At 36.9% G+C, this 22,551-nt stretch carries 16 protein-coding genes; 9 read left to right on the forward strand and 7 right to left on the reverse strand.

Annotated elements, in window-relative coordinates:
- Window positions 1–11: 11 nt before the first annotated feature.
- The 6 genes from BGC7_RS10810 (at window position 12) to BGC7_RS10835 (ending at window position 7,627) form a co-directional block, all read left to right on the forward strand.
- On the forward strand, window positions 12–1,550 hold the full coding sequence (locus tag BGC7_RS10810) for a RagB/SusD family nutrient uptake outer membrane protein (protein WP_050701603.1): 1,539 nt from the start codon (window positions 12–14) through the stop codon (window positions 1,548–1,550).
- Window positions 1,551–1,566: 16 nt separating this feature from the next.
- Window positions 1,567–2,529, forward strand: a complete 963-nt coding sequence (locus BGC7_RS10815; RefSeq protein ID WP_050701604.1) for a hypothetical protein — start codon at window positions 1,567–1,569, stop codon at window positions 2,527–2,529.
- A gap of 55 nt (window positions 2,530–2,584) precedes the next feature.
- Window positions 2,585–4,045, forward strand: coding sequence for a hypothetical protein (locus tag BGC7_RS10820; protein ID WP_050701605.1), 1,461 nt, complete (start codon window positions 2,585–2,587; stop codon window positions 4,043–4,045).
- An 8-nt stretch (window positions 4,046–4,053) separates the two neighbouring features.
- Window positions 4,054–5,538: a hypothetical protein gene (locus tag BGC7_RS10825; RefSeq protein WP_050701606.1), complete on the forward strand. Its 1,485-nt coding sequence runs from the start codon at window positions 4,054–4,056 to the stop codon at window positions 5,536–5,538.
- Between the two features lie 10 nt (window positions 5,539–5,548).
- Complete coding sequence (locus tag BGC7_RS10830; RefSeq protein ID WP_050701607.1) at window positions 5,549–6,733, forward strand: glycoside hydrolase family 26 protein; 1,185 nt, start codon at window positions 5,549–5,551, stop codon at window positions 6,731–6,733.
- A 78-nt stretch (window positions 6,734–6,811) separates the two neighbouring features.
- Window positions 6,812–7,627: an alpha/beta hydrolase gene (locus BGC7_RS10835; RefSeq protein ID WP_050701608.1), complete on the forward strand. Its 816-nt coding sequence runs from the start codon at window positions 6,812–6,814 to the stop codon at window positions 7,625–7,627.
- A gap of 82 nt (window positions 7,628–7,709) precedes the next feature.
- Here the strand turns inward: BGC7_RS10835 and BGC7_RS10840 are convergent, their stop codons facing one another.
- The 6 genes from BGC7_RS10840 to carA all read right to left on the reverse strand — a co-directional run bounded on the left by BGC7_RS10840 (window position 7,710) and on the right by carA (window position 18,902).
- Window positions 7,710–10,301, reverse strand: coding sequence for a beta-mannosidase (locus BGC7_RS10840; RefSeq protein ID WP_050701609.1), 2,592 nt, complete (start codon window positions 10,299–10,301; stop codon window positions 7,710–7,712).
- Between the two features lie 192 nt (window positions 10,302–10,493).
- The gene (locus BGC7_RS10845) at window positions 10,494–12,383 is read right to left on the reverse strand and encodes a glycoside hydrolase 5 family protein (RefSeq protein ID WP_050701610.1); all 1,890 of its coding nucleotides are present in this window, start codon (window positions 12,381–12,383) and stop codon (window positions 10,494–10,496) included.
- 312 nt (window positions 12,384–12,695) lie between these two features.
- The gene (locus BGC7_RS10850; RefSeq protein ID WP_050701611.1) at window positions 12,696–13,460 is read right to left on the reverse strand and encodes a hypothetical protein; all 765 of its coding nucleotides are present in this window, start codon (window positions 13,458–13,460) and stop codon (window positions 12,696–12,698) included.
- Between the two features lie 238 nt (window positions 13,461–13,698).
- On the reverse strand, window positions 13,699–16,917 hold the full coding sequence (carB, locus tag BGC7_RS10855; protein WP_050701612.1) for a carbamoyl-phosphate synthase (glutamine-hydrolyzing) large subunit: 3,219 nt from the start codon (window positions 16,915–16,917) through the stop codon (window positions 13,699–13,701).
- A gap of 22 nt (window positions 16,918–16,939) precedes the next feature.
- Window positions 16,940–17,794 (reverse strand): hypothetical protein, encoded by an 855-nt coding sequence (locus BGC7_RS10860; RefSeq protein ID WP_050701613.1) that lies wholly within the window; start codon window positions 17,792–17,794, stop codon window positions 16,940–16,942.
- Between the two features lie 37 nt (window positions 17,795–17,831).
- Window positions 17,832–18,902, reverse strand: a complete 1,071-nt coding sequence (gene carA, locus BGC7_RS10865; RefSeq protein ID WP_050701614.1) for a glutamine-hydrolyzing carbamoyl-phosphate synthase small subunit — start codon at window positions 18,900–18,902, stop codon at window positions 17,832–17,834.
- A gap of 505 nt (window positions 18,903–19,407) precedes the next feature.
- Between carA and BGC7_RS10870 the strand changes: the two genes are divergently transcribed.
- From BGC7_RS10870 to BGC7_RS10880, 3 genes are all read left to right on the forward strand, one after another.
- Window positions 19,408–19,977 (forward strand): TetR/AcrR family transcriptional regulator, encoded by a 570-nt coding sequence (locus BGC7_RS10870; RefSeq protein WP_050701615.1) that lies wholly within the window; start codon window positions 19,408–19,410, stop codon window positions 19,975–19,977.
- A gap of 120 nt (window positions 19,978–20,097) precedes the next feature.
- Window positions 20,098–21,417 (forward strand): tRNA lysidine(34) synthetase TilS, encoded by a 1,320-nt coding sequence (gene tilS / locus BGC7_RS10875; protein WP_050701616.1) that lies wholly within the window; start codon window positions 20,098–20,100, stop codon window positions 21,415–21,417.
- A 5-nt stretch (window positions 21,418–21,422) separates the two neighbouring features.
- Entirely contained in the window at window positions 21,423–22,076 is a 654-nt protein-coding gene (locus tag BGC7_RS10880) for a nitroreductase family protein (protein WP_050701617.1), read from the forward strand.
- An 82-nt stretch (window positions 22,077–22,158) separates the two neighbouring features.
- On the opposite strand, the gene trxA is transcribed toward BGC7_RS10880, so the two are convergent.
- Window positions 22,159–22,476: a thioredoxin gene (trxA, locus tag BGC7_RS10885; protein WP_050701618.1), complete on the reverse strand. Its 318-nt coding sequence runs from the start codon at window positions 22,474–22,476 to the stop codon at window positions 22,159–22,161.
- Window positions 22,477–22,551 lie beyond the last annotated feature (75 nt).

The raw sequence follows: 22,551 nt of genomic DNA on the forward strand, positions 1-22,551 counted from the left end.
AACTAATAATCATGAAAAAGAAAATATACTTATTATTATTGATTAGCGGTATTCTCGGATTTACAGCCTGCAATCTGGATGAAGAACCCTATGGATTCTATTCGGAAGATAATTTTTACAAAAGCCCGGAAGACGCTAAAGCCGCTATTAATTATGCATATGCAACATTAACGTACCTCGAATATTCCCGTGCTCTTGTATTCTTGGGAGACATGCCTACAGAAATATTGACTACCAAATCGGATGCTGCAACAGACAATCAGGCTCTGAATTTGTGGAAGACTGATAATTTCAAGACTAACGGTACATTGATGAACTTTTTTAAGTATTCCTATATAGCCATCAATCGTGCCAATGCCGTGATAAAAAAGTTACCCGGTACAGATATGCCCGAAGCATTAAGAAACCAGTATATGGGAGAGGCTTACTTTCTAAGAGCATATAATTACTATTACTTATCATGTAATTTTGGACTTGTACCCATTCATAAGGGTGTTGTAGAAACCTTAGAGCAAACTTCGGCTCCGCTTGCTTCTAATATGGACGAGCTCTACGAGATGATTATAGGTGATTTGAAATTAGCAGAAGAGTTAATGCCTGTATATTCTACACCAACAATGGGACGAGTAGATAAAGTTGCAGCACAGGCTTTATTAGCAAAAGCATATCTCACTATTGCTACCGGTAAAGAGAAAGGAGTATTATTATTTAAAGATATGAATAAGGATGTAAGCACAATGTACAATGAAGCAAAGAAGTATGCAGAACGTGTTATGGGGCTTGATCCGGCATATCCGCAAAACACTTATGGTTTCGAAAATGATTTGCTTAAGATCTATGATGTAGAAAATTTTAAAGGTAAAGAAAATATCTTTTTGATGTCTATGGATAGAACCGGAGAAAGCGAAGGTCAATATTCTAAAATATCGAAAATGTATATTCCATATATCGACGGTGCAACTATTTGGCTCAAGCAAGGCGATGCTAACCAGTTTATCAAATCTCATGATGGTTGGGGCGAATATCGTACACAGACAGTATTTTACAACAGTTATGAAAATAACGACAAGCGAAAAACTCATTTAATTGTCGATAAGATATACAATGAAGATGGAACTGTAAAAGCAGAATGGACTCCAACAGGAGGTAAAATTCCATACCCTTTCTGTCGTAAATTTATAGACCCTCAATTTGATGGAGATAAAACAAGTACACGCCCTTATCTGATCCGTTACTCGGATATAGCATTAGTGTATGCTGAAGCTACCGGACCTACTACAGAAGCATATAAAGCTATAAATTTCATACGAACCCGTGCAGGACTTGGCGATCTGGCTCCGGGACTGAATATAACAGATTTCAGAGAAGCTGTTTACAAAGAGCGCAAATATGAGATGGCTTTCGAAGGAGTATATTTATATGATTTGAGACGTCTGAATCGCATAAAAGATATTCAGGAAGTAAAAGATATGGGACTAAACGAAAGCCAATATACGTTCTATCCTATTCCTCAATCTGAAATTAATTTGAATCCAAGTTTAAGACCTTAATTAAATTTTAGATATCATGAATAAAATTTTAAAATATAGTTTATTTATAGTTTCGGTGCTGCTTTTACAATCATGCGTAAAAGACATGCAAGACGACCTGAATGATGGTGGCTGGAGCCACGATCGGATGATCTTAGATATAAAACTAAAAAATCAGGTAGGAAAAGCAGAAATTGAAAGAATAGATGATGTGTCGGGAGAAATAGAGTTATCCCTCAATATAGATGCAATAAATGATCTGTCGAAGGTTGAACTGGAAAAACTACAATTATCTTATGATGCAAAATCATCTGTAAGTATTGGAAGTATTTTAGACTTCAGCAATTCTGACCGAACAGCCAACATTACAATAACTTCAGCTACAGGTCAAGTCCGTGAATACAAAGTATATGCTAAAGAATTCAGAGAAACTGTTACAGGAACATGGTCTATCAACGACTTAACAGTATATGGAGGTACAGGTGCCGAATACGGAGGGGCTGCTGTTCTTCAACTACAAAGCAAATCTTGGTGTTGGTACGATGATTACGCTCCAAAAGTAGAATTTGACAATATACTTACTTTCACAATGGATCAGATTACAGAGGAAGGTAATACTTCAGGAATATGTATAAATAATGCAGGAGCCGATGGTAAATATGCAGACTTTATCTTCAAAGGCACAATGAATGCAGACAATCCGGGAGTGGATCTCGATCTGAAGCACTTCTATCGTCAAATACCTGAAGGAGAAAGTCGCTGGATACGCAATTATAGTCTGGGTACAATTTCTTTTACAGATAAGAATGGAAAAGTCACATCAGGAGTATTAGAAAATCCGGGAACTTACGATTTAGGTAACGGGAAATCTATCACTATAGCTAATAATGCGTTTTCTTTCGCTTTGAGTGGAAAAGATGATTGGGATCATATTTATAGCGATTTTGATAAGTTTGCGAAAAAAGCACGCAAATACTATATAATGGTAACCAAACAATAGTATGTAGAAACGGGTAGTTGGGGCTCTGCTTCCAGCTACCCATAATATATAAACAATGAAGAAACTACTCTTTCTCCTTTTATCGGTATTTATAGTTTCATGTTCACATAAAGAGCCTGATGCTATTGTTTCGATAGACTTAGATACTGTAATAAATGATTCATATATAGGTAATGGTGCTCAATGGGATCCCTACCAGCTAGACTATGGCAAAGGAAAATTGAAGATTTCCGATTCCGATTGGGAAAAGCTCTACAAACGGCTCGATTTTATGCGTCCTCAGTTTATTCGCATTATGATCAATACTTCCTCTTTTTTGGATAATGGGAAGTTTACACCCGAAAAAGGCATGGAGACATTATCTAAAATGCTCGATTATTGCCAGAGCCGTAACGTAACAGTAATGTTCGGCGACTGGGGATGGAGCTTGCTTAACGTCCGTGAGGCAACAATAAACGAAAAAAACATGAAACATGCTGCGGAGTTAGTCGATTATCTGGTAAATACAAAAGGGTATTCATGTATCAAATATTATAATCTGATCAATGAGCCCAACGGCGATTGGTCTGCAACAAACACAAGCTATCCTCTTTGGGCTTCATCTATCAGCCAATTCCATAAGAATACGGGTGATTTAGGGTTGAATGAAAAGGTTGGTATCGTAGGCCCGGATATAGCTATCTGGGGCAAAGATGAAGCCTGGTGGATAGATAGTTGTGCTGCACAGATGAGTGATATTATACAACTATACGACATTCATACCTATCCGTCCAAAATAACTGTTAACTCAGGAGAATATGCAGAGATAATCTCAGCTTATAAGAAAAGTGTGCCTGAAGGTAAGAAGATAGTAATGGGAGAGATCGGATTTAAATTTGTTGAAGAAGCTGATTCACTCTATCTGCGGGAGAATAACCGAAGGGCAAAAGAGAAAAAACATGCATCTCTTCAAGATTCTCAGATGTTTGTGTATGACTATATGTACGGTACAGATATGGCAGATGCTTTATTTCAAACTGTCAATAGCGGCTATTCGGGTTCGGTAGTATGGATGCTCGATGATGCTATGCACTCGAACGAATCGCCTGACAAACTCAAAATATGGGGATTTTGGAATATATTTGGAGAAGAGCAATTCGGTGCAGAAGAAGAGAATGTACGTCCATGGTATTATGCTTGGTCATTAGTAACCAAATACATGCCTTCCGGATCTAAAATTTATAAGACCGAAGTCTCGGCAGATAACAATATAAAAGCCATTATTTCCGAAAAAGAAGGTAAATATATGCTGGCTATTGTCAATGTCTCGAAAGAAATAAAAGGAGTAAGGTTAGAAAGCTCAAATATGCCAAAACTAACAGGATGTAAGAAGTTTATATATTCAGACAGTACATTGAAAAAGGAAGGCGATCATAAACTTTTACCAAATGAAGAAAACCTGACCTTGACTTTGTCAAAAGGAGAACAATTTACAATGCCGGCAGAGTCACTCATTGTTTATACAAATTTTGAATAATTAATAATATGAATATAAGAAATATAATAGGAACTATTTTACTGGGTATGCTAGCATTTTCTTGCTCTACGCCAAAGGATGAGCTGCAAATAACGGTAAGTTCAGACATTATCAATGCAGGATATATCGGTAACGGTGTCGAATGGGATCCATATGATGAAGCAGAAGCATGGGGTTCTTCTATCTCGGAAGCAGATTGGCAAAAGCTATTCAAACGCCTCGACTTTATGCGTATGGGCTATGTACGATGCATGATAAATAGTCCGTTCCGCTATTATGATGCCAAAACGGGGAAGTACGATAAAACAAGGAATATAGAATCTATATCTCGTGTATTGCAATATTGTACAGACAATAATATTACCGTTATGTATGGCGAATACAATCCTCCTACATGGAATATGAAAGCCGATCAGAAATGGGTGGATATGTCTGTGGATTACCTTAATTATCTGGTAAACGATCTGGGATTCTCTTGTGTCAAATATTTTGTGATATTTAATGAGCCGGATGGTGACTGGGCATCTACAAATGGTGATTATGAGCTTTGGAAATCTATGTTGCTTCGCTTCAATGAGAAGATAAAAGAATATCCTGGATTAAGTGAAAAAGTGAAATTTGCTGCTCCTGATGTCGTTGTTGATTATAAAAACCCGGCATCAGCTTACGATGCAGCCGGATGGGTTAAACAAACAGCTAATGATCTGGATTCAATAATAGGGTTGTATGATCTTCATGCCTATCCCGGGCAGCACGAAGTACGTTCGGGACAATATGCAGATATTTTGGCACGACACAAAGAGTTTGTTCCTAAAGACAAAAAGGTTGTACTGGGAGAAGCCGGTTATAAATACTGGAGAGAGGCTGATTCGCTATTGATGAAAGAGTATAATCGCCGAACTGAAGGACATCCTTTTACCAAAGGAAGCGATTCTAATATGCTGGTTTACGATTATTTCTATGGTTTAGATATGCCTCTTCTCTGTATGGAGGTGATGAACGCAGGATACTCAGGCATTGCTGCATGGATGCTCGACGATGCAATGCATAGCAGTGGTGATTCGGGTAAGACAGAAGACATCAAGTTGTGGGGGATGTGGAATATCTTGGGAGAAGAAGTGTTTAACGACCCTACACAGGAAGAAATACGCCCTTGGTATTACACATGGGCACTTATGTGCCGTTACTTTCCTTCAGGAACGAATATACTGAAAACCACAATAGATCGTACTCAAGGCGTTTACATGGCTACAGGTGAACACAACGGTAATTATGTTATAGCTGCTGTAAACATTGGCGATACTGATAGAAATCTGAATATTTCTTTTCCTACAGAATTAAGTAATGTTTCGAAATATGTGTATGAGGAAAATAATATGAAGAAAAATCAAGATGGACATCCACTTCCTGTAGAAACAGGGTTGAATATTTCTAAACAGTATAAGATAGCCCTTAAGGCTCAAAGCTTTATTTTATTAACGAATATGGATTAAACAAAATATCATGAAAACAAAATATAATTATTTATTTGCAATCTTAGCTTTAATACTATCCGGTTGCACAGATGTAGATGATGTATCGGCACTTTATCCCGAGATAAAAGATATTAAAGAATTGTCTATTGTGGATAAGAATGCCACAACCGAAACAAAAGCATTGTATTCAAATCTGTGGGCAATACAGTCTAAAGGATTTATGTTTGGTCATCACGACGACCTCTGGTATGGTCGGAAATGGTATAATGAAGCAGGACGGTCAGACACAAAAGATGTCTGTGGTGATTATCCGGCAGTATTCAGTTTCGACGTAGCTGAGATCATGGACAACCGTTACAATAGTGAAGCAAATATAATACGCAAAAGAGTAGCTATCGAAGCCTACAACAGAGGCGAGGTTCTTACAGCATGTGCCCATTTGAATAATCCAAAGACAGGAGGAGACTCGTGGGACAATTCCAGCAATCAGGTAGTAAAGGAAATTTTGACAGAGGGAAGTGCTACAAATATTAAGTTCAAATTGTGGCTCGACCGATTGGCAGATTTTGCTCTAAATCTAAAGGGTGCCGATGGCAAGAATATTCCAATCATTTTCCGTCCGTTCCACGAACATACACAAAGTTGGTCGTGGTGGGGCAGCTCATGCACTACACAAAACGAATTCATTGCGCTATGGAAATTTACAGTAAACTATCTTCGTGATACAAAAGGTGTTCACAACCTGATATATGCCATATCGCCACAAATTGATTCTGTTCAGGGGCGCGACAGTTTCCTATTCAGATGGCCGGGGAATGATTATGTAGACTTTCTTGGAATGGATGCTTATCACGGCCTCAATCCAAATACATTTACAACAAATATCTATACTTTATCACGCCTTTCGAAAGAATTAAGAAAGCCATGTGGAGTAACCGAAACAGGAGTAGAAGGCATACAACGTAGTGGCGTGCCGGAAAAAAATTACTGGACACAACAAATACTTACTCCTGCTACAGGCCAATTTATTAGTATGATAGTATTGTGGCGTAATGCATACGATCCTAGTGAAGGCGGAAATCATTTCTATTCTGTATTTAAAGGACATGCTTCGGAGAAGAATTTTATTAAGATGTACGAAAGCCCTGTTTCGTTCTTCTCTAAAGATTTGCCAAAGATGTACCAAATGGCAGAAGGGTTGACAATAAAATAATTCGGAAGAATATATATAGAAAAGGTTTGCATAACAAAAAAAGTTATGCAAACTTTGTCATTTAGCATATCAAAATTTATGAAAAAATTTATCAGCACCATTGTTTTATTCAGTTTGTATCTCAGTTCTATTTATTGTCAGAACTATATACTAAAAGAGAATGTTTCTTATATTCCGGCAGAGGATACGGATGCATACAAGAAAGAGCGTTGCAAGCTGGATATCTATTATCCGAACGGAAAAACAGATTACACTACAGTAGTTTGGTTTCATGGCGGAGGACTGGAAGGTGGAGAAAAGGGAATTCCTGACGAATTGAAAAACAAAGGCATTGCCGTAGTTTCTGTTAATTACCGATTAAGCCCCAAAGCAAAAAATCCGGCGTATATAGAAGATGCGGCTCAATCCATTGCATGGGTATTTAATAATATTTCATCTTTTGGTGGAAATACTGAAAAGATATTTGTATCGGGACATTCGGCAGGAGGCTATCTGGCATTAATGGTTGCACTGGACAAATCATATTTACAGAAGTATAATATTGATGCGGACAAAATTAAAGGTACAATTCCCATTAGCGGACAAACTAATACGCACTATACAATCAAAAAAGAAAGGAACTTAGCATTCGACATTCCGTATATAGATGAATATGCACCTATCAGTCATGCAAGAAAAGACGCCTCTCCCATGCTTCTTGTTACAGGAGATAAAAGGATGGAACTTACAGCGCGTTACGAAGAGAATGCACAACTCAATGCTATAATGAAAGCTGTAGGGCATAAGAATATTGAGTTTTACGAATTACAGGGATTTGATCATGGAAATGTATATGCGCCAGCCTGCCTTTTGATGTTAAACTGGATAAATAAGATAAATAAAGACAAGAAATAAGAAGAGAGAATCAAAAAATAAAAGTCCGTCTCGTTTTTTCTTTTCGAGGCGGATTTTTTTTATATTCTATACTATGAGAAAGCTACTGTAAGCAATCTCGGAGAGATACAATAGTAAACTGCTTTTCGAAATCAGCGAATGATAATTCTGATTGTACATTTACAACTTTCTTCTTATTTGGCAACAAATCGAAATAATTGTCGCCAAAGAAATTATTAATTCCATCAATAGACAAATATACAGCTCTGGCAAATTTATCGCTCTGTAAAGTAATTTCAAAGCCACTCTCTATTGTTCTGATACTGTATATTATGTTTGCTTGAGGGAGATTTATTTGTTTCTGATTTAATAGAAAGTAATTATTAGAGTATTGCTTCCCTTTTTCATCAGTAAAGCTTACGGTGACTACTACATTACTTTTCTCTTCATTTAAGATTAGCTTATTTATTGATTCAGAATAAAGTCTTGTACTTGCATTAGCAGGTATGCTTGAGTTGTTAGTTATTTCTGAAACAATTTTTCCATCTAATGTCAAAACAGAAACATTTAGTTTTCCCCTCGTACTCGTCAAGCGATCAGAAACAGTAAATATGTCAACTCTATCGCCATTAACAATCGGTGATATTAATATATCCTTAAATGCCTCACGTGTAAAATAGTGCTGAGCTTTCCAACGTCCATAATAATCGCGGCTAGCCCACGATGCCACAGGCCAGCAATCGTTATGTTGCCAAAACAGTGATCCCATACAATACCCCATATCGCGGCGATGAGCTTCCATTGCTATCTTCATAGCATCACCTTGCAAAACCTGACTCAGATAAAGAAACGATTTGAAGTCTTTAGGTTTTCCATATTCATTTGTAAGACATTTCTCGATCGTTTTATTGGCTTCTGCCCCACCCCTTTGGTGCGACATCATCACTTCAGAGGTTATATTCCAATCCTTTTCATCAGGTGCATATAATAGAATGGTAGACCATTCGGGAAACGACTGAAATCCATATTCACTAAAGTAACGGCTTTTTTCATCATTATAAGTACTTATAGGCAATCCTTTCTGCCATGTACTCCAATAGTGCATATCCCCGTCGGTGTGATCTCTTCGTCCATCTATATCGGTAAATGGAGAAGATGGTGTATAGCATGCCATCGGATCATACTCTTTTACCACCTCGGGCAAAACAACAAAATACTGATCGTAAAACTGTTTCCATATTTTATCGGCTATTTTAGGGTCTTTTGCAGTATAGTCTCGCTTCCAGCCCCAAATAGCCCATGCATCGAGACACTCATTGTTTCCACACCAGATAGCAATAGAGGGATGATTCCTCAATCTTTCTACATTATCTATAGCTTCTTGTCGGATATTCTCCAACAATTCTCCCTCTGCCGGATATAAACTACATGCATACATGAAATCTTGCCATACCATGATTCCTGACTCGTCACATAGTTGGTAGAAATAATCGTCTTCATATATTCCACCTCCCCATACACGAAGCATATTCATGTTAGCATCTACTGCATCTTGGATAGTTTTCCTATAAATATCTTTAGTAACACGAGGAAGGAACATATCGCACGGAATATAATTCGCACCTTTAGAAAATACAGGTATACCATTCAGTTCGAAGTAAAAGCTTTTTCCAAATTTATCCGGTTGCCTTACCAGTTTTACTGAACGTATTCCTATTCTCTCTTTCTTGTTATCAATGATACTATTATCAGCAGTTACTTTGGCATTAAACGTATAAAGATGAGGCTCTCCCAATCCGTTTGACCACCATAATTTAGGATTCTTTATGGAGAAATTCACCTGTACTTTATTTACTCCTTTTTTTATATCAACAATAGTTGATGCCAATCGGTTACCGGATTGCTCATCAGTTATTTCTACTTTTACTCCGACAAGATCTTTATTTCCAACAATTTCAAGTACTGTTTCAATGTCAGCATTTCTTGCAGATACATTTTTTTGTATATAATGAACATTATCTATACGAAGCCCGTCCCATGCTTCCACGAACAGAGGACGCCAAATGCCTGAGGTAACTAACCTTGGCCCCCAGTCCCAGCCATAGTGATAACCTGCTTTTCGGGCAAATACACTTAACCTTCTATCGAAGACACCGCCATTTTCAGATTGATCGTTTATTGCTTCATACTGAAAAGGCAAAGCTTCCCATTTAGGCGTATCTACTTTGATAGGCGAATGGAAATATATTCTAAGATGGTTATCATTTTGTTTGATTATTTTTTTCACATCTACCCTCCACTCTCTGAACATGTTGTTTGCCTCTAGTATTTTATTGCCGTTCAGATATACATCTGCATAAGTATCCAACCCCTTGAAATATAAATCGAGATTCTCTTTATTGAAAGAAACTTTATCCAGATCGAAGGTTGTTTCATAAATCCAGTCCTCTTTATCAACCCATTGAGCACCTCTTTCATTCAGTCTGAAAAATGGATCTTCCAATATGCCATTATTCATTAGATCAGTATGTACTACTCCGGGAACAGTTGCCGGGTACCAATTAGTTAATCGGGCTTGCTTAAATTTCCATCCCGATTTTATTTCTGTAAAAACAGGAGAAGCACTGATACGACTCGAACTGAATATTGTACACATTATTAATATTATTACTTTTATTCTACTTCCTATATTCATTCGTATATATTTTAATTGGTTGCATCATATATTGATTTCTCGATAGTAATAACACAAAACTATTTATAACTAACGATGAAAAGTTATACAATACAATTAAAGGATTATACTATTTTGAATATAGCCTCATAAAGATAAAAAGCAAAGCCGATATATCAGCTTTGCTTTCATTTTTTCAGTAAAAAAATTAGATTATCTTACATAAAACTTTTTTGAAACCGTATCGCCACCTCTTACTATTTTCACCGCTATGATCTTATTATTTCCAACATTGTGAAGATCAAATTCAGAATATTGATTTCTGATTTTCTGAGTAGATATTATACGGCTTGTAGAAACATCTACGATTTGTATAGTTGCATTATTATAATTATTCTCAATACTCACTCTAAGAGTATATTCATTGACGATAGAAATATCAATATCACTTACGGTTGCACTTTCTTTCTCCAACTGATTATCTGTTATTGAAAAATCTGTAGCCATAAAGGTTTGTCTTTTCCCATTCGGATATACTAATTGAGGATAATTTTGATAAAAATTATTTGTAGCAGGTGTTATTCCTGCAAAAGTTCCGTATCCGTCATTTTCCCAAGGGCTTTTCCAAGCACATACGCCACTGTAACCGTTCCAGTACGCATTCAGGTAAGCATTAGCCAAAGTCATATTCCAACCCGATTCGTTTACGTTATATCCGGGTGTTTCGCCAATAACTACAGGCTTATAACCATCGTCCATCCATTCTCCGATAGTAGTATTGAAAAAGGCTCCTGACGATTGCCACTGATACCAGTGTGGTGAATAAAAATCGAGATACGCATCTGCGTCATTGTATCTTGCTCTTAATGAGGTTTCGCTGTAGTTATTACCCGCATATGTATCAGCCCATGTCCAGCTGCTATATTTACTGCTATTACAGATTATCCACATTGATCCAGAGGTAACAGGTTTATTTGTATGCTTGTGTATATAAGAAGCGCAAATAGCTATAAACCTCATAACATTGTTACGAGATAAATTTCCACAGTTACCATCTCTCCACATATGTTCTATCTCGTTACATATATCATACCCCATAATATATGGCTCGTTATTATATCTTTTCACAAATGGAACTAGAAAATATTCACAATACCATTTAGTCTTATTCTCGTCATTAATTATTTGCCGAAACTGGCTCCAACGAGTAGCGTTGTAATTATTGATTACCATATCGAAAGACCAGAAAGTAGGCATAATGTATATTTGTCTCTCTTTTGATAATGCAACAAGTTTATCCATATCAGTCCAAAATTGATTCGTAACACCTGTTACCACTCCATCTCCATTCAAAGAAGGACTCGTATTTCCCCCTCCATGTATCCATATTCGTGCAAGGTTAATATTATTTTGTTCATATCTAGTAAATTCCTGCTGCCACCACTCCTGATTATAGTTTCTACCTAAAAAATCTAATCGGTAATCATTATTCCATTGCCATGCGGTATTTATCCCATTAAAAAATATTTGTTTATTATAAGCATAAAATTTATTACCACTAATCGTAATTGTCGGACTGCTGGAATTGACATTTTTATCAACAAGGGCAATTTCATCAATATAGAATGAAAAAGCCGATTTATATTCATAAGCAGCAGGCACTAATGTAATTCTATTAAATTGCCCATCCTGAAGCTTATCCATAGGTAATATAACTTCTTGCCATTGTCCATTCGCATTATATTTAGGATATGTCTCCCAATCGGAAGATGAAGCTCCTGTTAATGTATTTTCAAGTTTATAAACAAAAGAGAATGTTCCCATATTACTAGATTTAACTCTCAGTTTAATACCCGAATAGACCGATTTTGTAAATGGATTGTTAAGATTAAAATAAACTCCATCCCCTTCATTGTTAGCAGGAACAGAAATCAAACCGGTTTTGCCAAGGCTACCGTCTGTTGAAGACTGAACATTGATAGATACATTTCCCCACGAATTATAATTAGAGGAGATGTAATTGAAATTACATACAATTTTATTCTGTGAATAGCCATTGATTGTAATTAACAATAATACAAAATAAAGTATTAATCTTTTCATGGTTATATTTGTTAAAATTAGTATAAATCAAAACTAAACATACTTATTGACAACTAATTATACAATATAACTGATTGTTGATACTTTTCTGAATAATTAAAATATTCTATTATATTATTTTGAAATCAGAGTTTGATACTTGCGATTAAGTAAAAAAAACGAAAGATTGAGATCTCTCGTTTTTGTATCAAGTACCTCATATTGATATATTAATGATGTATTTTTAGGGATACCTTTCGTAGTTAACACATTGGTAGGATAAGAGGAAGTCCCTCTAAACGGCAAAGCATATCAATAAATGCTTTGTATTACTTATTTAAGTGTCTTATATTCAAATTCACAAACAAGTTCTCCATTATAAAATTGTTTTATAGGATATCCTTCTGCATCATAATCGTAAGTAACAGCTATGGGAGGTGTATCTACATGTGGATTTTCAGTATTCGAATACTTCAGGCTATTAGTTCCGGTAAAGCCATTACACCACTGCATACTATTGAGGTGTATTGCCCAGAACCATGCAGGCAACCCTACTATATTAGTGAAAATAGACTTATCGTCTCCATATTCATTTGTTGTCACTATATCTCCATTTCCTAAAACTGCGTGTTGTGTATATATCACTATATTATGCTTGTCGTCATATTTGAACTCTTCCCACAACTTACCGTCATCAAACGTTGTTTTTATCAAACATCCCTCGCCATCAGTATAAATATTGTTATAATCGGTAGTTTTCTCTTTAACCTGTTTTCCACTACTCTTCTGCTCTTCGATTACATAGCCTGCATTAGAATAGTTATAGCTAGAGTTTAACACAAGCTCTCCCCTATCCTTATTCATCTGAACCTCAGATAAAACATTTGTTTTATTATCATACTTTAGCTTAAATTCGCAGTATGTAGCCACCCCCTTTTCGTCAAAATATATAAGGCGATTACTATTATCATACTTAAAGGTTATGACCTCTTTCGTTTTTATTGAATTAATTTTAATCAATAATTTTTTGTCTTGGGCTAACAAAGAAATATTAAATAAGAAAAGGAGCAAAAGGGAAAATGACAAAGCCTTTTTCATACAATGTTGATTTTAAGTTCTCTGAACTATTTATTATCTATTCTAGTATAATTGTTACTATTAGCAGTTACTTCAGAAGTATATCATAATATAACTTCTTTTACATATTATGTTGTATAGAACTACAATATAACGACAATAAAAGCCATATTATTATTTTTTAGGTAAAAAAACAAAAAAAAAGAACCATCCAACATTATGGATGGTTCTTTTCTCTCGTTAGTTGATATAATATTTATTAATCATATTCATTCCATGCTTTGATTTCAAGCTCATCTACATTCATTTTGCAAAATGCCTGTATGAAAGCTGAAGCCAGACGTGAATTAGTTAATAAAGGAATATTGAAGTCGATAGCCGCACGCCTTATCTTATAACCGTTGTCAAGTTCACTTGTTGTGAAGTTTTTTGGTATATTCACCACAAGGTCTATTTGCTTATTATGAATCATTTCCAGAGCATTTGGCTTCTGATTATCGCTTGGCCAGAATACCTGAGTTGTAGGCACTCCGTTATCAGCCAGAAACCTTTGTGATCCTCCGGTAGCATACAATTCATATCCTTTCTTGTGCAACAGTCTTGCAGCCTCCAGTAGTTCAACCTTCGATTTTGCCGGTCCTGTCGAGAACAATACTGTCTTCTTTGGTATTCGATATCCTACCGACAACATGGACTTAAGCATGGCATCATAAAAGTTGTCACCAATGCAACCTACTTCGCCCGTAGAGGCCATATCTACTCCGAGTACAGGGTCTGCCTTTTGTAAGCGGGAGAATGAGAATTGGGAAGCTTTTATACCCACATAGTCCAGATCGAAATCATTTTTATTTGGTTTTTCCACATCTTTGCCCAGCATCACCTGTGTAGCCAATTCAATGAAATTTATTTTCAGCACCTTAGATACGAACGGGAATGAACGGGATGCTCTCAAGTTACATTCTATCACCCGTATGCTATTGTCTTTTGCAAGAAACTGCATATTGAAGGGCCCTGATATTTGGAGTTCGGCAGCCACCTTGCGGGCTACTTTCTTTATTCTTCTCACAGTCTCTATATACAAACGCTGCGCAGGAAACTGTATGGTAGCATCGCCGGAGTGAACTCCAGCAAACTCTACGTGCTCGGAGATGGCATACATCACGATCTCGCCTTTGTTGGCTACGGCATCTATCTCTATCTCTTTTGCATTTTCTATAAAGTCGCTTACTACTACAGGGTGTTTTTTAGATACCTCTGCTGCCAACCCTAAGAAGTTTTCCAACTCCTGATCGTTGGAGCAAACATTCATTGCTGCACCCGACAACACGTAAGACGGACGGATAAGCACAGGATAACCTACTTCTTCCACAAATCCTTTTATGTCGTTCAGCGAAGTCAACTCTTTCCAGCGAGGCTGATCTACTCCTATGCGGTCGAGCATGCTGGAAAACTTATGACGGTCTTCCGCATTATCTATAAACTGAGCTTTAGTACCCAGAATATTCACATTGGCAGCATCGAGACGCATTGCCAGATTGTTTGGTATTTGTCCTCCCACCGATAATATTACCCCGTGAGGATTCTCCAGTTCGATGATATCCATCACACGCTCATATGTCAACTCGTCAAAGTAGAGACGATCACACATATCGTAGTCGGTAGATACAGTTTCGGGATTATAGTTTATCATTACCGAACGATATCCTTCTTTGCGTATGGTTTGCAAAGCGTTAACCGAACACCAGTCAAATTCTACCGAAGAACCGATACGGTAAGCACCCGATCCCAAGACTATAACAGAGCGATGGTCGCCGAGATACTTCACATCGTTCTCGTGTCCGTTGTATGTTATATACAGATAGTTGGTCTGAGCCGGATATTCCGCTGCTAAAGTATCTATTTGTTTTACACATGGTACGATTCCATTCTTTTTACGGATACGGCGTACTTCATGCTGAATATTTTCTATCAATGCAGGCTCTTTGCATACAATCTTAGCAATCTGGAAGTCAGAAAAACCTTTTTGTTTTGCAGAGCGCAACAAATCAAGCGGTAAAGACTGTATATCATCATATCTTTCAAGCTCTTTCGAACATTCGAAAATATATTGTAGCTTTTGTAAAAACCAACGGTCTATTTTGGTGAGGTCGTGTATGCGATCGACAGTATATCCTCTTTTAAATGCTTCTTCGATACAGAAGATACGCTTATCGGTAGGATTGCTCAAAGACTCGTCAAGGTTATCTACCTCAAGAGACTTATTGGCTGCAAATCCGTGCATACCTATATTTATCATACGGAGGCCTTTCTGGATTGTTTCCTCAAAAGTACGTCCGATAGCCATAATCTCTCCTACCGACTTCATGCTGGAGCCGATTTCTTTAGATACTCCGTGGAATTTACCCAAGTCCCAACGAGGAATCTTAACTACCACATAGTCCAATGCAGGTTCGAAGAATGCGCAAGTAGATTTCGTTACCGAGTTTTTCAGTTCGAACAAGCCATAGCCTAATCCCAGTTTAGCAGCTACAAAGGCAAGCGGATAGCCCGTAGCTTTGGATGCCAATGCCGACGAGCGACTCAGACGAGCATTTACTTCAATTACACGATAATCTTCCGACTCGGGGTCGAAAGCATACTGAACATTACACTCGCCCACGATACCTATATGTTTTACTATACGGATCGACAGCTCGCGCAGTTTATGGAATTCATTATTAGTAAGTGTCTGAGATGGAGCTACTACAATACTTTCGCCGGTATGGATGCCCAGAGGGTCGAAGTTTTCCATGTTACATACCGTCATACAATTGTCGTATTTGTCTCTAACAACTTCGTATTCTATTTCCTTCCAACCTTTAAGTGATTTTTCAACCAATAGCTGAGAAGAGTAAGACAGTGCTTTTTCGGCAAGTACCCGAAGCTCTTCTTCATTGTCGCAAAAACCTGAACCAAGTCCGCCCAGAGCATACGCAGCACGTATAATAATAGGATAGCCTAGTTCTGCGGCAGCTTTTACAGCATCTTCGATAGAGCCTACAGCATTGCTCTTTATGGTCTTAACGTCTATCTCGTCCAGCTTCTTTACAAAAAGCTCACGGTCTTCGGTATCCATAATAGCTTGTACAGGAGTACCCAGTACACGCAGGTTATATTTTTCGAGTACACCACTTTCGAATAGTTGTACACCACAGTTCAATGCAGTTTGTCCCCCAAAGGCAAGTAGTATGCCATCAGGTTTTTCTTTCTGTATTACCTTTTCTACGAAGTATGGGGTAATAGGCAGAAAGTATATTTTATCGGCACTACCCTCCGAGGTTTGTACCGTTGCAATATTGGGGTTGATCAGTACAGTTTCAATGCCTTCTTCTTTCAGGGCTTTTAGCGCTTGCGAACCCGAATAGTCAAATTCTCCGGCCTCACCGATCTTCAATGCTCCCGAACCTAATACTAATACTTTTTTTACATCTATATCCATTATTTATATGTTTTTTCAGAGTTTACCATTCTATCAATTTAAAATTCTTTTTTCTCTCAAGCGTATCCTTATAGAATCTCTTAAATCTTCTCAGTTTTATTTCAGACTGTGCCCAAACTTCAAAACTGGAAGTATCGAAAATATCAGAAATAAATTTCTTATATAGTCTGATTGATATCTTTTTCGAATCATATCTGTTATGCCAAAAATATCGAGGTTTGTACCTATCCTTATAATTATGGAACACATATGTGCCGTAAGTTTCAAACTCGCTAAAACCAGAATGACCAATAAACTCATCGTCAACTGCATCCATTCCATTAACAAGCCAATGCTTAGCCAGATCAACATTTTGTAACTTCACAACTATTTCTTTCATAATATCTCGATCTATCATTAAATGCTCTGCAATAAATGATTTAGAAAAAGACTTATGCATATTGAAAAGCCTCTTCATAGTATCGAAATATGGCACATGATACTCATCTGTATATGAAAACAAGATTTTCTCCTCATCAAAAAAAGAAAGAGGTCTGTGAGGTATTGTATCTATATCCCACGTCAAATACAATGGCGTTTGGCTTTTGAAAGCATAGACCATCTTTATGAATTGCTGCATGTATGATCCTGCACGGTTAGATACACCTATACGATTTTGCAAATAATCGCGTAGAAATCGCATATTTATAGTATCATCCAACTCGTCTTCATTCATAAAATGTATATGAGGATATTTATTTTTCACCTCTCCGATAAATGCTCCATTTGCAATAACTGTAGTGCGAACAGGATTCACATACTTTATTATTTGTCCGATATGTTTATCAAACAAATTAATATGCGCAGGAGCAACAGGAATGACTAATTCAAAATCCATAATCAAATGAGACTAAATCTGATAGAAATTTTAATATCTATAATTTTTCTACAAAATAATCGAACAAGAAACCAGTATCGGTAGGCCCACTTGCCGCTTCGGGATGAAACTGAGCCGAAAAAAAAGGCTTGGTTTTGTGTTTGATTCCTTCATTAGTTCCATCATTCAAGTTGATGAATAATGGCTCCCAGTCTGCTCCTAAAGAGGCATTTGCCACAGCAAACCCGTGATTTTGCGATGTGATGAAGCATTTAGGCGAATCTACCATTTTCACAGGTTGATTATGGCTACGATGCCCATACTTTAATTTGTATATAGTTGCTCCTCCGGCTTTCGACAACAGTTGATTTCCCATACATATACCACAGATCGGTTTATCGCCTTCCATTGCTTTACGTATATTCTTCACTGTCTCGTCACAGAAATCAGGATTGCCGGGACCATTTGAAATAAACAAACCATCCCATTCCAGTTGATTAAAATCATAGTTCCATGGAACACGGATAACCGTAACATTTCTCTTCAACAAACTGCGGATTATATTGTGTTTTACTCCACAATCGACTAAAACAACCTTCTTCTGTCCATTGCCATATGTTATAACTTCTTTACAACTGGCTTTTGCTACCTGATTCTCAATATTAGGATCGTAGAAATCAATTTCGTCTGCTCCTTTAAAGACAATTTTACCTTTCATCGAACCTTTTTCTCGCAAAAGCTTTGTCAGTTCTCGGGTATCGATACCATAAACACCAGGTACATTGTGCTCCTTCAGCCACTCTCCCAAACTTTTCTTCGCATTCCAATGCGAGTACTCATGAGAATAGTCCGAAACAATGAGTCCGTTTACCTGCACCTTCTCCGATTCGTAGAAGTCAGATATACCATCTGTAAAACCATCTTCGGGAACTCCATAATTGCCTACAAGAGGAAAGGTAACAACCAGTATTTGCCCCAGGTACGAAGGGTCTGTAAGACTTTCTGTATAACCTACCATCGCAGTGCTGAATACTACTTCGCCCGCATTAGCTGTTTCGGCTCCAAAAGACTTTCCTTCAAAGATTGTTCCGTCGTCAAGAATTAATTGAACTGTTTTGTCTGAATGCATTTTTGCTAGAAATATAATGTGAGTAATTACTATTTACAAAGGTAAAAAAAAAGGAACGGGATATTAATATATCTGTTCCTTTTAGCTTATAATAAATTGTTTCTTCTTTTTTCTCATTTCAAATATCCGAAATTCTAATATGAATATCTGAGGTGCAAAGTTAGAAATAAAAAATGACATTCTTGTTATTTTAAGTTGCAAAAAGAATTTAATATTCTATTTCTCTTTTATCTTTAATTGAAACCACAGGGAGAATATTTGCCTACTATAATCAACAGGCGAAAGTTTCTTCGCCCCTAAAATATTTCAAAAATTATTTCCATATAAGTAATACAAAGCATTCTTTGATTGTAGGGGTAACCCTGTGGCTACCCGAATTAACGGGCAGGGACAAGCCCAACCCCTACAAGTATCGCAGACAAATGAGACATTAATTGTTATCGTTTAATTAAAAGGATAAACATATCAAAAGATCTTTATCTATATAAAGAAAACTTTTTAGATTATGGCAAAATACAATGAGCGTTTGGTTGAGAAAATTGTAAGACTAATAGAAGAAGATACTTACACAGTAGGAGAAATCTGTGATGCACTGAAAATAAGCCGCAATACATTTTATGAGTGGAAAAATTCCAAGTCCGAATTTTATCAGGCATTGGAAGAAGCCGAAAATCGCCGCGACGCTTCTCTGGCAATTCTTGCACGTCGTTCGTTGCGCGAACAATTGGATTCGTACATTGTGACAACTGAAAAGATCGTGTACACCGACAATGGTTATGGAGAGGAAACTATAAAATCGAAAACTGTAACCAAAAGAAAAGTGGCTGCAAAAGCTTCAATCATAAAATTAGCATTAGTGCGCAGCGACAGAAAACAAGAAAAGAAAGAAGCTACAGCTCTACCTCAGCGTCAGGACAATCCTATTATATTACGGTTTCCGAAAGAAGTGAGCCAAACCGAAGCTGTGAAAATGATGACCGACTTCAGGAATGTAATCAGCAGGAACGACTTTACACAAAACAGTGATAACTATGAGACAGCAAATATCAATGATTATATTTCGATAAAAGTGTAACGGTCTGTCAGGTTTTAGTTAAAAACTGATGTTATTTTTATCAAATATCTATATTCGGATTGAAGTAATTAGACAAGTAAGAATTATCTTTAATGTTTCATTAAAATATATGTTCAGATTATGAATCTTTCGACCGTAGAAGAGTATATTGTAAGAAACGGACTGCTGCAAGGTGGAGAAAAAGTAATAGTAGGTGTAAGCGGAGGGGCTGACTCTGTAGCTTTGCTCGATATATTGCATAGTTTTAAAATAGAGTGTGTAGTGGCTCATTGCAACTTCCATCTACGTGGACAAGAATCGAATAGAGATGCTTTCTTTGTAGAAGAACTATGTCAGAAATACAATCTTAAGTTTGAGCGTATAGATTTCGATACGGAAGCACATGCAGCTATCAATTCTATATCTATAGAAATGGCTGCCCGGGAGTTGCGTTACAACTGGTTTGAGCAACTAAGGGTTATACACTTAGCTGACAAAATTGCTATAGCACATCATCGCGACGATTCGGTAGAAACTATTTTACTCAACCTGATCAGAGGAACAGGAATACGAGGGCTGACGGGAATTGCTCCTATGAATGGGTATATTATTCGTCCTCTTCTGTGTATCAGCAGAGAAGACATATTGCAATACCTCGAAGAACGGGGACTAAAATACGTGGATGACAGCACCAATAGTGAGGATTTATATACTCGTAACAAAATCAGATTGAATATATTGCCTTTGCTAGAGTCGATTAATCCTTCGGTAAAGGATGCCATTTTGCGTTCAGCCGAAAATCTGTCGCAAGTGAATAATATATATAAGATGTATATAGAGCAAGTAAAGAATGAGATATTTAAAGAAAACAAAATAAGTATAGCAATCTTGATACAATACATGGAACCGGAAGCTATATTATTTGAACTGCTTTCACCATTCGGATTCAACAGGGCTACAATACATCAGATACTGCAATCGCTGGTAAGCCAGCCGGGAAAAGTTTTCTATTCTGAAACTCATGAACTACTGAAAGACAGAGGATATTTTATATTGAAAAAGAAAAATACTCTATCGGTTGACAGTTTCAGTATAAAAAGCGAAGATAAACTATTGTCGCACCCAATAGATCTGAAAATAGAAGAGGTACAAAAAGCAGAGAATTTTGAAATCGAAAAAAATCATAATATTATTTATATCGATAAAGGAAAATTGAGTTATCCGTTAACTTTGCGTAAATGGCGTCAGGGAGACAAGTTTGTCCCATTTGGCATGAAAGGAAAGAAGAAAGTAAGTGACTATTTTTCTGACAGTAAATTTAGTCTCTTCGACAAAGAAAAAACATGGTTGCTATGCTCAGGCAATGATATCGTTTGGATTGTGGGACACCGTGCCGATGATAGATTCAGAATATCGACTGCTACTTCAAATATTATAAAAATAACCTATTTATATAAATAAACCGTATGACAAGAAAAGTATTAATAACAGCTATGGCGTGTATAACACTTTTAGCCTGCGACAATCAGAAGAAAGAAATGAAAGACAGTAGTACAGAACAAGGGAATGTAGTAGTAGAGACTATTATGAACCGCAGAAGCATCCGTTCATATATGCCCGAACAGGTGAAACAAGAACAACTGGATACTATTATACAATGTGCCATCAATGCACCGAGTGCACTTAACAGACAGTCGTGGGAAGTAAGAGTTATCCAAAATGCCGACTTGCTAAACCGAATCAATGCAAGCTTTGTAGAAAAGGCTAAAGGTAAGAAATTGCAAGGAAGTGCTGCACGTGCTCAAGAGCCGGGGTTCAGTGTATTTCACAATGCGCCTACTCTTATAGTTGTGGCCAAAGACAAGGCAAATCCATATAGCGCTGTCGACTGCGGACTACTTGCTCAAAACATACTGCTCAGTGCTCAGTCTATGAATATAGGAACGTGTGTGGTAGGGAATACGGCAAGTATACTAAACGATCCTGATTCGAAAGCTTTCCTGGAAGAGATGGATATACCCGATACTCACGAGGTTGCTTTTGGCATCACAATGGGATATAAGAACGAGTCCCCTGACGCCAAGCCCAGAGATATAAACAAAGTACAAGTGATAAAGTAAAGACAGAAAAAAGGTTGTCTTCAAAGACAACCTTTTTTCTACTCTATATTATTATGACAGATAACTATCTATATATGATCAATTATTTCAATAGATTTTCCACTTTTTCTGTCAGAACAGATTTCTGTGCGGCTCCAACTTGTTTGTCTACAACTTCTCCGTTTTTGATAAACAGGATTGTAGGTATATTGCGAATACCGTATTTAGATGTAATTTCATCATTATTATCTACGTCTACTTTTCCTATGGTTACTTTTCCTGCATATTCATCAGCAAGTTCTTCTACGATAGGACCTACCATACGACATGGACCACACCATTCTGCCCAAAAGTCTATAACAAGAGGTTTTTCAGACTTTAATAAGTCTTCAAAGCTCGCATCTGTAATTTCTAAAGCCATAATTTTTATTTATTAATATGTTGTTTTTATTACTTATGTCTATAAATTATTTTGTAATACAAAGGTAAATAATCT

Source organism: Dysgonomonas sp. BGC7 (assembly GCF_001261735.1).
GTDB lineage: Bacteria > Bacteroidota > Bacteroidia > Bacteroidales > Dysgonomonadaceae > Dysgonomonas.